Annotated in this window: 10 protein-coding genes; 2 read left to right on the top strand and 8 right to left on the bottom strand. The window is 46.3% G+C overall.

From position 1 onward, the window contains the following. Positions 1–27: 27 nt before the first annotated feature. Positions 28–879, top strand: coding sequence for a LysR family transcriptional regulator (locus F0232_RS16175; RefSeq protein ID WP_105058793.1), 852 nt, complete (start codon positions 28–30; stop codon positions 877–879). Between the two features lie 101 nt (positions 880–980). Here F0232_RS16175 and F0232_RS16170 read toward each other — a convergent pair whose 3' ends face one another. The 3 genes from F0232_RS16170 to F0232_RS16160 form a co-directional block, all read right to left on the bottom strand. Beyond that, complete coding sequence (locus F0232_RS16170) at positions 981–3,095, bottom strand: methyl-accepting chemotaxis protein (RefSeq protein WP_105058794.1); 2,115 nt, start codon at positions 3,093–3,095, stop codon at positions 981–983. A 378-nt stretch (positions 3,096–3,473) separates the two neighbouring features. Then, positions 3,474–4,967, bottom strand: coding sequence for a cryptochrome/deoxyribodipyrimidine photo-lyase family protein (locus F0232_RS16165; RefSeq protein ID WP_105058795.1), 1,494 nt, complete (start codon positions 4,965–4,967; stop codon positions 3,474–3,476). A 112-nt stretch (positions 4,968–5,079) separates the two neighbouring features. Beyond that, the gene (locus tag F0232_RS16160; protein WP_105058796.1) at positions 5,080–6,867 is read right to left on the bottom strand and encodes a sigma-54-dependent Fis family transcriptional regulator; all 1,788 of its coding nucleotides are present in this window, start codon (positions 6,865–6,867) and stop codon (positions 5,080–5,082) included. A 324-nt stretch (positions 6,868–7,191) separates the two neighbouring features. Between F0232_RS16160 and F0232_RS16155 the strand changes: the two genes are divergently transcribed. Then, positions 7,192–8,712, top strand: a complete 1,521-nt coding sequence (locus F0232_RS16155; protein WP_060468983.1) for an aldehyde dehydrogenase family protein — start codon at positions 7,192–7,194, stop codon at positions 8,710–8,712. Between the two features lie 148 nt (positions 8,713–8,860). Here the strand turns inward: F0232_RS16155 and F0232_RS16150 are convergent, their stop codons facing one another. The 5 genes from F0232_RS16150 to F0232_RS16130 all read right to left on the bottom strand — a co-directional run. Next, the gene (locus tag F0232_RS16150) at positions 8,861–9,598 is read right to left on the bottom strand and encodes an NUDIX domain-containing protein (RefSeq protein ID WP_105058797.1); all 738 of its coding nucleotides are present in this window, start codon (positions 9,596–9,598) and stop codon (positions 8,861–8,863) included. A 187-nt stretch (positions 9,599–9,785) separates the two neighbouring features. Continuing rightward, positions 9,786–10,187: a hypothetical protein gene (locus F0232_RS16145; RefSeq protein WP_105058798.1), complete on the bottom strand. Its 402-nt coding sequence runs from the start codon at positions 10,185–10,187 to the stop codon at positions 9,786–9,788. Between the two features lie 186 nt (positions 10,188–10,373). Next, complete coding sequence (locus tag F0232_RS16140; RefSeq protein ID WP_253821965.1) at positions 10,374–10,688, bottom strand: multidrug efflux SMR transporter; 315 nt, start codon at positions 10,686–10,688, stop codon at positions 10,374–10,376. Between the two features lie 167 nt (positions 10,689–10,855). Beyond that, positions 10,856–11,695: an S-formylglutathione hydrolase gene (fghA, locus tag F0232_RS16135; protein ID WP_008218063.1), complete on the bottom strand. Its 840-nt coding sequence runs from the start codon at positions 11,693–11,695 to the stop codon at positions 10,856–10,858. Positions 11,696–11,863: 168 nt separating this feature from the next. Further along, positions 11,864–12,688, bottom strand: an 825-nt coding sequence (locus F0232_RS16130; RefSeq protein ID WP_171750874.1) for an S-(hydroxymethyl)glutathione dehydrogenase/class III alcohol dehydrogenase, incomplete at its 5' end; no start/stop codon positions are given.

Below are 12,688 nucleotides of genomic sequence, written 5' to 3'. Positions count from 1 at the left end.
TTTTGATGCAATACATTAATAAAAACGATGGGTGGTGATTTCAATATGGATATTGATGCGTTGCGAGGCTTTCTTGCGTTTGTGGAGACCAGCAGTTTTACACGTGCTGCAAAGCAGATTAATCGCACCCAGTCGGCCTTTAGCGCTCAGATGCGTAAGTTAGAGGAAGAACTTAACGTTACTCTGTTTCAAAAGGAAGGACGCAACCTAGTATTGACTGAGGCGGGCTTGGCATTGCGTTCTCATGCGGAGCAGCTCGTAGCACTCCACAATACGGCATTGAAACAAGTAAAACGTTATGAGGACAAACAGCCTCTACGATTAGGTTGCCCTGAAGACTATAACGACAGCATCTTGCCGAAAGTGATTAAGCTGTTGCAAAACGCAGAACCTACGTGTTCCATTCAAGTATTTAGCTTGCCGAGCATTACGCTTAGAGAGTGGCTTGATGATGGTAGGCTTGATGCTGCGATCGTGACCCGTGCTCCCGATAGCGAAGAGGGGTATTGGTTAACCAATGATGTGGGCGTTTGGATAAGTAGCCCTGATTTTGTGTTTGATGATTCTAAACCTGTCCTACTCGCTCTGTTCCAGACTGACTGTAAATACCATGCTGCTGCGGTGAATGGTTTAACCAAACAAGACACGCCATATCAGCTTTTGGCGTGTAGTAATACGGCTTCAGCGCAGCGTGCAATTGTCAAAGCTGGGTTGGCAATTGGTGCGATGGGCAAGCTCAGTGTCACACCTGATTTGAAGATTCTCGATGATATGCCGCCGTTACCTGCGGTGGATATCGTACTGTTGCTCGCGAGTAAGCACCACCCTGTGTTGGACAAAGAGGTGCTCAATCAGCTGATTGAATTAGATTCCAATTAGATTTTGCTCGGTGAGAGGCATTGATGCTGCGAGTGATCAATAAATAGAAAGGCCGAGAACATTGCGTTTCTCGGCCTTGTTTTTATGGAAGAGAGGGTGAATTACGAGAGCTTAAATTTGCTCAACTCTCCGTGTAAATCTCCGGCTTTTACTGTCAGCTCATTACTGATTTCTACCGAGGATGTCATGGTGTCCATCACTTCCACAGCGGTGTCGTTAATGATGACTACGTTACGGTTAATCTCTTCAGATACTGAACTTTGCTCTTCAGCTGCAGAAGCGATTTGATTGTTCATATCGTTGATGACTTCAATGGCTTGGTTAATCTCAGACAGCGCTAAATGAGCGGCTTGAGTCTCGCCTTTGGTATCATTCGCTTGCTTTTGACTTTGTTCCATCAATACCACGATAGATTGGGTCTCTTGTTCTAGGCGCGCTAGCATTGAACGGATCTCTTCGGTCGAACCTTGAGTACGGTTTGCTAGGTTACGCACTTCATCGGCAACCACAGCAAATCCTCGCCCTGCTGAACCCGCGCGAGCAGCCTCAATGGCAGCGTTCAGAGCCAGTAGGTTCGTTTGCTCTGCAATCCCCCCAATTTCGCTCAAAATACCTTGAATAGCGGTGCTCGAATCGACCAAATTTTGCGTTTGTTGCTGCGCATCATTCACTTGAATGGCTAAGCTATCAACTGCGCTGGCGGCATTGTCCATGCGTGTCATGCCGTTAAGGCTATTACTTTGTACCTGGCTAGCGGCCGCAGCGGCTTGAACGGCTGAGTTCGCTACTTCTTGTGCAGTGGCACTCATCTCATTGATTGCAGTGGCGAGTGAGTTCACTTCGTTTACTTGAGCGTTCAACTGGTCACGGGATACCTCTGCACGCGCTTGACCCTCAGTCGCGTTTTTATCGACTTGGTCTGCTGTCGCCATTACAGTAAGCAGCATCTCTTGTATGCGAGATAGGAAGGTATTGAACCAGTGAGCAAGTTGCGCGGTCTCATCTTTCCCTTTTACTTCGATGCGATAGGTTAAATCACCTTCACCTTGTGCGGCATCTTTAAAGCGCTCGACCAAGTTATTGAGAACTTTGCCCAGAGAGTTGGCAATCAATGCCATAGAGATGATGCCTAGAAGAACGGCGACGATCCCCGCCCACACACCTTTTTCAAGCGCTTTCGAATTCTGTTCATCACTCCACTGGGTGTATTCGTCGACACTTTTTGCAAGGTGACTACTGGGAACCGACACCATGACTACCCACGGTGCGTCGCTAGTTTCGATTGCAGTTATGGCGTATTCCTCTCCGCCAAATGTAACCAACCCAGCCCCAGACTGTTTAGCGATAGACTGAACTCGCGACCATTCTTTTTCTAGCTCTGGCGAGACTTTCTTACCCACCATGTTTCCAGCGCTGCTGTTGGCTAGGGTGATACCTTTCCATGAAGTGATGAGGATTCTACCTTGTCCATCGAACAGGTGACGAGCAAGACCTTCACTCTGGCTTTGCAGTTCATGAAGTGACAAATCGAAGCCAAGTGAGCCAATGATCTTACCGTTCTGTTTGATCGGCTGGCTGATTGTCGTAATGAGTTCTTGCTTACCACGAACCGGATAGAAGTACGGCTCCATTACGAATGTTTTACCGGTTTGGTAAGGCATTAAGTGCCAGTCGTCTTTGCGTTCACCATTGTTGTTTAGCTCGGTATTGCTGAAGCTCTCCATTGCGACCGCGTCAAAGCTGTTTTCGTCATTGGGAGAGAAGAAAGGGGCAAGGTAGCCCTGACTATTAAAGCCTAATTCGCTGTCCAAGCTGATCTCGTCATTGAGATCGGTTTGTTGTGGCCAAGTCTTGTTTTCCCACACCATGTAGCCGGCAAATACGGCTTTGTTTTGTGCTTCTAGCGCGGCAGTAAACTGTTTAACGATAAGGTCTGCGCTAGCGTCCGTTTCTGAACTCAACTCAATGATTGAACGTGCTTGTGTTAAGTTAGCTAGTACCGGGTTAAGTTGGTTAGAAATGTTTAACCCTTGCTGAAGTGCCGTATTTTGTAAATCGGTTGTCGTAGCATCGGTTAACTGTAGTTTTACTTTCTCTGTGACTTGTTTGTTCACATCAGTAAAAGCGCTAGTGGTCATGCCCATTGCGATCAACAGGGTGAAAGCCATCGCCCCGCCTGCACTCACCGCAATTCGCGTTCGTATACTGTTAAACATGTGATCTCTCTAGCTAAATAGTGGTAGTTTTGCAGAGATTTTAAACAAGATAAGTGAACGGAAAATGCAAAAAAATGAACACAAAAAGAATAGGGAGATCAAAAATATAAACAAGATTGCATAGTGCGCAGTTTTGGCTTTGGTCGCAACGTTTAGATGGATATGAAAATCATCATTTAGCAATCGCTAACTTTCTGTATTTATTAGTTTTAATGATACTTAGGGCCGCTTGATGTTTTCTTAAGGCTGCAATTTAGCCTCTCTAGTTTGTGACCGCGAGTCTATTACTCATTATATGACGACGGTCACAATTAATTTTATTTAACTCAATGAATTACCACTCTTTTTATAAGTAATTTGAAGAGGGAATGCGTTGTATTAGCTTGCCCGTGTGGTTTTGCTTTGTTTCTTCGGTGGCCTAACGTGGCGTGACAAAATACGACTTCGTTCTTGTTTCACTTCCGTCAGCTTTCTCCATGACCATAAACGCACTCTCGCTTCTTTGGCGCTAACTTCGAGATCGACGACTGGATTGAGGTAAGGGGAATCTGGTTCAAGCTCGTGCATCATGACTTCCATAGGTGTCATCTTCCAAGGCTCAAATAGAAGTGGAGTGGGGATATCTGAGAGCTCTGGAACCCATTTACGGATGAAGTCCCCATCAGAGTCATGCTCTTGGGCTTGCTTTGTTGGGTTGTAAATTCGGATGGTGTTGATGCCTGTTACCCCGGCTTGCATTTGAAACTGTGGGTAATGAATTCCGGGTTCAAAATCGAGGAACAGCTGCGCTAAGTGTGTGACACCATCACGCCAGTCCATGTTCATATGGTGAGTGAGAAAGCTCACCAGCATTGAGCGCATGCGGAAATTAATGTACCCCGTATGATGTAGGCAGCGCATACAGGCATCGACCAATGGCACACCTGTCATCCCCATCTTCCATGCCTGAAGATGTGTCGGATCTTTTACCGTCTCTTTTTGCAAGAGTGCTTCGTAGGCATGATTGATGCAGCGATATTCCATCGCGCATTCCGATTCAAACTTCTGCATGAAATGACAGTGCCAATGAAGCCTTGAAGAGAGGGCGATTAAGCTGCGACGAAACCCCGCGACTTGCCAGTGCCCCAATAAGTGTTGATAAACCTCACGCAGCGATATATTGCCCCAAGCCAAATATGGGGATAGACGTGTACAGGCATGTCGTGAAGCTTCTGGGCTTGAGATGCTGCGATAGTAATCGCGACCACGGCGCTCAAAGAAGTCGTGTAACGTTGCCCATGCCAGTGCACTTCCGCCCGTTTGTATGCCGTTAATTTTGGTTAACCATGCTTGTGGAGGTTCCATAGCGAGTTCAAGCTCTTCAGGAGCAAGGGTATGCAGTGATTCTGTCGTTAACTGGCTTTCTTCTATGGAGGCGCGCATGACACTGTTCCAATGCTTGTCCCAATCGATTCTGTCTTTCGATCCTCTCACGACAGCGCCTTGTGCGAACTCTTGCCATGGGATGTCGTGTTCTTTAAACCAAGCAGAGAGTTGTATGTCGCGCTCAAAGGTGCAATTTAACCCTATCTCTTGATGAGAGAAGACGTTTTTTATGTGGTAACGAGATTGAATCGCTTCGAAGCAGTCCATCGCACTCCCATGAAGTATTGAGACCTGATGTCCATACGCCTTCAATGACTGGTTCATGCATTGCAGCGACTGCCAAACAAACCGCCAATGTCGCTCAGAGTAGTGGGCATTGTTTAGCAGCATAGGTTCGAAAATGTAGAGCAATATCGTTGGGGGTTGACCTGATAAAGCGTGTTGTAAAGGTGCGTGGTCGGTGAGTCTTAAATCACGCTTTAGCCACACTATGTTGATTGTTTGCATCTGAGCCCTCTTTCGTTTTCAAGCATTACGAACCAGAGGGCAAAACGTCTCACTGGAAGTGAGTTTTATTTTCGATAATGAAAGGGCAGGTTATGATCTCCTGTTTTCATTATTAGAGAATGCCTAAGCTTTTTAGTTTTCGATAAATCGTATTACGGCTGATACCAAGTATGCGTGACGTCTTACTGATGTTGCCTTGGTTGGCTTGATAAGTTTGCAACAAGGTTTCTTCAACGGTGCTTCTTAAATCGTTACTCGCTGTACCTTTTATGGCATTAGAGGTTGTCGATTGGTGGTGATTATCATGCGCTAACGACGTGAGGTGTTGAGCTAGATGGCTGGGCACATGCTCGAGTGTGAGTTGTGGTTCGTCGTTTGCCAGTAAAGTGGCGACTTTAAGTAGGTTGTCTAACTCGCGGATATTACCCGGCCATGAATAGGCGCATAGCAACCCCATCAAATGCGGGCAGATTGTTTGCTCATCTTCAGCGTATTTACGGTGAATGTTTTCGATTAAAGCGTGTTTATCTTGTCTCTGTTGCAGGCTTGGTAAGGTAAACGCCAAGCCATTTAGGCGATAGTACAAATCTTGTCGAAACTCTCCAGTTGCGACTAGCTGCTCAAGGTTTTTATGTGTTGCGGCGATGATCTGACAATCGACTTGATAGCTCTGATTGGAACCTACAGGCACCACGGATTTGTCTTGCAGAACATGCAGCAATCGACATTGAGCCTCTAATGGCATGTCGGCAATCTCATCTAGAAACAGAATTCCCTTATCTGCTTGGCGGATCTTGCCTTGGAATCCTTTGTGGCTCGCGCCAGTAAAAGCCCCCGGTGCGTAGCCAAACAGTTCAGATTCGATAAGATCTTTCGGTAGTGCACCACAATTCACTGCGACTAAGGGCGACGATTTACGCTGGCTTTGCTTGTGTAACGCCTTAACAAACTCGCCCTTTCCGACACCTGTTTCACCAAGGATTAATAGGCTAATGCCTTTATCGAGAACCTTATTGGCCTGTTGCCAAGCGTGCTCTATCTGTTGTTCACCATGGTGTAAATCACACGACGCTGAAATAGAGCGTGTGCGCTTGGCTGTTGGGCGTTTTAGGTGCTGTTTTTCAAACACAAAGGGCGCATCTATTGAAGTTCGGTTGAAGAGGGTGTCGATACTCTCACCGACGATCGAGGTTTGATCTAAAAGTTGTGAAGCGACCTGATTATGCGCGACTACCTCACCTGCTTCATTGGCTATCACAATCCCTTGCCAACCACTATGAAGTAGCGATTTCTCACATGCGAGATCAATGCGAGTCGTGCCTTGTGGTATATGGCTCAATAACTGATTCTCAACAAGCTGAACCATGTTTTGAACGAGCAGTTGCACCGAACTATCGTGTTGCTGCTGCTCACTGGTAATGTCCAATACGCCAACCATTTGCCCTTGATGATCAAACACTGGGCTTGCTGAACAACTGATAAATCGATGCTGGTGGATGAAGTGCTGCTCACCAATGATGGTTACAGGTTTAGCTTCCACGATCGCCGTGCCAATGGCGTTGGTCCCTTTGAGTTGTTCCTGCCAACACGCTCCAGAGCTGAGTGCAATCGAAGTCAGCTTTTCCTTGAATCTCTCTTGTCCCCAACTAGCCAGAATCACCCCTTCAATGTCGGTCAAGATCAAACGACTGTCGGTACGTGCAAACATCTGGTTGAATAGAGGCAGTGCATTGCGCTCGACGATTTGAATCAAGCTCGATGACTGATGACGTCGCTGCTTAAGAATCGACTGTGGTAGGCGAATATCTTCGGGAAGACGTCTCTGTTTTAGCCCCGCTTCTGTGCTGCGGTGCCAAGAAGATGAAAGCCAATCTGATGTGTTTGCTTGTTGAAGGTGCATGACTGTTCCATGTCGTAACAGTGAGAGTGTACCAAATTGGAACAGTTGAACACTGGAGTGGTTTCCATACGGCCGTTCAATGCCAACTCACTTTGGGTTGTAAATGTTTGGTAATCATAGTTTTACAATTTATTAACAACAAGTTTTGAGGTTGTGGCGTGTGATTTGCGTTGTTCTTGTTGTGAAGAAAGCACGAAGTATCAGTGTTTTAAACAGAAAGCATAAACATGGGCGTCTTGTTATGAGTTCTTTTCTCAGGATAAGTCGCCAAAAAAAGACAGCTCTCGCTCAATAATGAACAACAAATCTAAGAAGGATCTAACTATGATTTACGCACAGCCGGGTAGTGACAATGCAGTGGTGAACTTTAAAGCTCAATACGATAACTTTATCGGTGGTGAGTGGGTGAAGCCTGTCAGCGGCGAGTATTTTGATAACACTTCACCAGTGAATGGTCAGGTGTATTGCCAAGTGGCGCGCTCAACCGAGGCAGACATTAGCTTAGCGCTCGATGCGGCACATGCAGCTCGTGCAAGTTGGGCGGCGACCAGTGTGACAGAGCGTTCGAACATCCTACTTAAGATTGCTGACCGTATTGAAGCAAACCTAGAAGAGATCGCAGTCGCTGAAACGTGGGAAAACGGCAAACCAGTTCGTGAAACTCTGGCGGCAGACATTCCGTTGGTTGTCGATCACTTCCGTTACTTTGCGGGTTGTATTCGAGCGCAAGAAGGCAGCGCAGCCGAGCTCGATTCAAACACTGCAAGCTACCACTTCCCAGAGCCAATTGGCGTAGTAGGGCAGATCATTCCTTGGAATTTCCCGATTTTAATGGCGGCTTGGAAATTGGCCCCCGCACTGGCAGCAGGCTGTTGTGTGGTGATGAAGCCAGCTGAGCAAACACCAACATCGATTTTGGTGATGATGGAGAAGATAGCGGATCTCCTGCCTGCAGGTGTGGTCAACATCGTGAATGGTTTTGGTAGCGAAGCAGGTCAAGCGTTAGCAACTAGTGACCGCTTGGCTAAATTGGCGTTTACAGGCTCAACTGAGGTTGGTCATCATATTCTAAAATGTGCGGCTGAAAGCTTGATTCCATCAACGGTTGAACTGGGTGGTAAGTCACCGAACATCTACTTCCCAGATATCTTTGATCATGAAGATGAATATCTCGATAAGTGTGTTGAAGGTATGTTGCTGGCGTTCTTTAACCAAGGTGAAGTGTGTACTTGTCCTTCTCGTGTGCTGATTCATGAATCGGTCTACGACAAGTTCATTACGAAAGTGGTCGAGCGTGCTCAAACCATCAAGCAAGGCAACCCGTTAGACACTGACACTCAGGTTGGCGCACAAGCCTCTCAAGAGCAGTTTGATAAGATTCTTAGCTATTTAGAGATTGGCCGCCAAGAGGGCGCGAAAGTGTTAACTGGTGGTGAAATCGCGCAGCAACCAGATGATCTGGGTAATGGTTATTATATTCAACCAACCATGCTCGAAGGCAATAACAAGATGCGCGTCTTCCAAGAGGAGATCTTCGGCCCTGTTATCGCAGTAACCACCTTTAAAGACGAAGCCGAAGCGTTGGAAATTGCCAACGATACCGAATATGGCTTGGGCGCTGGCGTTTGGACTCGTGATGCAAACCTCGCGTACCGCATGGGACGCAACATTGAAGCGGGGCGTATTTGGGTGAACTGCTACCACGCTTACCCAGCACACGCGGCGTTTGGTGGTTACAAGAAGTCGGGCATCGGCCGTGAGACACATAAGATGATGCTCGATCACTACCAAAACACCAAGAACCTGCTGATCAGCTACGATACTAATCCGTTAGGCTTCTTCTAATACAGGTTCGTTCTAAAAGTATGGGAATGAATCATGGATACAAAGAATAACTAACAACGCAGTCGGCTTGATCAAGAAAAATAAAAAGTGAAAGTAAAACCAAAACGCCCAATTCATTAGAGTTGGGCGTTTTTATGTTTGAAGTATTCTAGCTTTTCGAAAAGAAGACCTCTGGCTTATGGTTCGGGCCATAGTTGCCTTCTAGTTGAGTCAGCTCTAATCCTTGTTTGCCCACCAAAGACGCGACCATCTGGCGGTTGAACGGGTAGTTTTCAGTGTTGCTGATGAACTCTTCTACATCTACCCATTTGGCTTCTGCAATTTCATCCGTGTCTTGAATCGCAATCTCTTGAGTTTGAGCGATAAGGTGGCAAACAAAGTAGAGGTTCGATTTACCAAATTGATATGGGTGGCGCGTTGCCATGCCAACCACTGAAACGAACGTGGCTTCTATGCCTGTCTCTTCCATTGTCTCTCGAACCACTGACTCTTCAATACCCTCGCCAAGTTCAATGTGGCCACCTGGTAGTTTGTAGCCCTTCATACCGTGCTCTTTGATCATCAGTACTTGGTTATGCTCATTGGTGATCAATGCACCAGCACCCAAAGTATGGGTAGGGATGAAAGGTACAAACTCGACGATTTCGGATTTGTGGATCAGCGTAATCTCGTCTTCTAGACAGTTATGGAACACAAAACCGAGTTCAGTCGCTACTGGGATAAGATGCGATAGTGAAATAGGTAAACTGATCCAGATAATGCCTTTGTTATTTTGCTTTGAGAACTCGGTGATTTCGCTGAGCTCAGCGTGGAATGAGTCAGCATCGTTCGGTGCAGTCAGCGGGTCGATGATGATGCCGTTAAATTTGTCGAGCGTAAATTCCACGGTTGGTCCTTTGTTGTTTTGATTTATTGAGAGCCGTTTATAGAGCGAGCTTATAACAGATGTCGAGGTTATGACACCCGTAAAGCCGGTGACTCGGAGATTGCTGGGGAAAGCGGTAGGTAAGAAACAAAAACTGCGCTTGGAAACCAAAGCGCAGTTTTAAAGTTGGAGTTATTTGAGTTCGTATCTAACGAACGTAGTTCGCATCAACGCTGACATACCAGTGTTGAAGCTTACCGTCAGATTTTTCAATCCACAAATCGTTGGTGTAGCTCTCTATCTTGCCGTTTACCGTTAACTTGAATGTGTTTTCATCGAAGTCACCAAGCTTCACAAACTGATCGGTCGTAATCAAAAACGGGTCCATGTCATCGACACCAACGGCATCGGATATCACGTAGTAGTGATAAGTGAATGGTTTGCTCGCGTCATTTGGGTTGCTGCGATACGCCACAAGCTTGAACGGCTCCGTTAATGGAACATCGAGCGTTTGCTTGTCCATAGTCGCGGGGATTGGAATAAATAACCAAGCCGTAAATAGGCCGCAAGCCAAAACCATCAGGAAGAAAAGAGTCTTAATTGCTTTCATAGCAACCTTCAAAATAGGTGATGTTGAAGGCGCTATGGTAACAGGTTTGATTTGTCGATTGTAAGAGTATGAATAAGTGAAGGCGGCACCACTCTGTTAGGAAATTTGAACAAATTGACTCACTGTTCATAATTTGTGGCTTGTAAATCTGAACGGGTAAGCCCCTTACGACAACTCATAGTTCAATTAATGAGCGTGGCCTTGTGATAGGTTGATCAACATGACGCCTGCGGCAACAAGCCCCATGCCAATCCAAACTTTTGTGTCCAGGTGTTGGCTGTAAACGAAGGTCGAGATTAAGCTCACTGTCAAAATGGCTAATCCAGCCCATAGAGAGTGCACCACACCAACAGGCATCCCCTTCATCGCTTGGCTCAAAAATAGAAACGCTGCCAAGTGCCCTGAGATCACCAGCAATGCGGGCACTGGCTTAGACAAACTAAACCCGTCAGTGGCTTTAAGTGCAACGTGAGAAAGTGCTTCAGCCATTACGCCCATCATCAAGAAAAATCAGCTCATATTCGTACCTTTATCTTTGTATTGTTTGTGTTGGTATAGCGTTGGAGTTTAAAAGTGTTAATCGTTGTTTAAGATAGTTGCAGCCAAACAGCAGGCACAAAAAAGCCCACACCTCACGCTTTTGCAAGGTGTGGGCTAAATAGATGTGACTACTTGTTTAGGTAAGCTGCGTGGAACTCAATATGCTCATCAATAAAGCTAGAGATAAAGTAGTAGCTGTGGTCGTAACCTGGCTGCATACGTAGCTCTAAATCGGCATTGGTTGTCTTCGCTGCTTCTACCAATTGCTCAGGTTTCAGTTGCTCAATTAGGAAGTTGTCCGCTTCGCCTTGATCAACCAACATTGGCAGCTTAGTGCCTTTCGTTTTTAGAAGCTCAGAGGCGTCGTACTGTTTCCACTCTTCAATATCTAAGCCTAGATATTGGTTAAATGCTTTTTGGCCCCAAGGACATTGCATTGGGTTACTGATTGGGCTAAATGCAGAGATAGAACGGTAGCTATCTTCGTTCTTGATGCCAATCGTAAGGGCACCGTGTCCGCCCATGCTGTGACCAGAAATTGATTTCACTGATGTCACAGGGAAGAAAGACTCAATCAGTGCTGGAAGCTCTGTTACCACGTAATCGTACATGTGGTAATGGCTGTCCCATGGCGCTTGAGTAGCATTCACGTAGAAGCCAGCACCTTGGCCTAAGTCGTAGCTTTCATTGTCAGCAACGTTCTCACCACGTGGGCTTGTATCTGGTGCAACAATAGCGATGCCTTGCTCAGCTGCAGCTTTAAATGCGCCGGCTTTTTGCATGAAGTTTTCATCGGTACAGGTTAGGCCTGATAACCAATACAAAACAGGAACTGGGTTTTCTTTGCTTGCATTTGGTGGCAAGAAAATCGCGAAACGCATATCGCAGTCAAGCGTTGCAGAAAAGTGGGTGTATTGTTTGTGCCAACCACCAGCAACCTTTGCTTGGCTAATGTTTTCGATTGTCATTTATTGTGCTCCGTTAGGTTGATGGTTTCGGAATTAATGTATTGGGTTTTGTCTAGCTTAAGCTAGAGGTTTCACCACCCACCGGGCAGGAGGTGGTGAAGACAGTTTCGCTCTGATTTTTAAGTCAGAACTGTGGTCTCGACGCCTAAGTGCCGAGACCAAGGAGAATTATCTGTCCATGTGTAAAACAGTACGGATAGATTCACCTTTGTGCATTAGGTCGAATGCGTCGTTTACTTCGTCAAGGCTCATTGTGTGAGTAATGAACTCTTGAAGGCCAAACTCACCCGCCATGTAACGGTTTACGATTTCTGGTAGCTCAGAGCGGCCTTTAACACCACCGAAAGCAGAACCACGCCATACACGACCTGTTACTAGTTGGAATGGACGAGTTGAGATCTCTTGACCTGCGCCTGCAACACCGATGATTACAGATTCGCCCCAACCTTTGTGACAACATTCAAGAGCTTGACGCATCACATTTACGTTACCGATACACTCGAATGAGTAATCAACACCACCGTCTGTCATCTCAACGATAACGTCTTGGATTGGCTTGTCGAATTTCATTGGGTTAATGCAGTCAGTCGCGCCAAGTTGTTTTGCTAGCTCGAATTTGCTCTCGTTGATATCAACACCGATGATTTTGCTTGCACCAGCCATACGAGCACCGATGATTGCAGAAAGACCGATACCGCCTAGGCCGAATACAGCAACTGTGTCGCCTTTTTCAACTTTAGCTGTGTTTAGTACCGCACCCATACCAGTGGTTACGCCACAACCTAGAAGACAAACTTCTTCAAGAGGTGCTTCTTTAGCTACTTTCGCTAGTGAAATTTCTGGAAGTACAGTGTACTCAGAGAAAGTAGAACAACCCATGTAGTGGAAGATTGGCTCACCGTTGATAGAGAAACGGCTTGTGCCATCTGGCATTAGGCCTTTACCTTGAGTTTCGCGAACCGCTTGGCAAAGGTTAGTTTTACCAGACTTACA

This window comes from Vibrio sp. T3Y01 (assembly GCF_013114525.1).
Classification (GTDB): Bacteria; Pseudomonadota; Gammaproteobacteria; order Enterobacterales; family Vibrionaceae; genus Vibrio; species Vibrio chagasii_B.
This window is presented reverse-complemented; position numbering and strand designations above follow the sequence as displayed.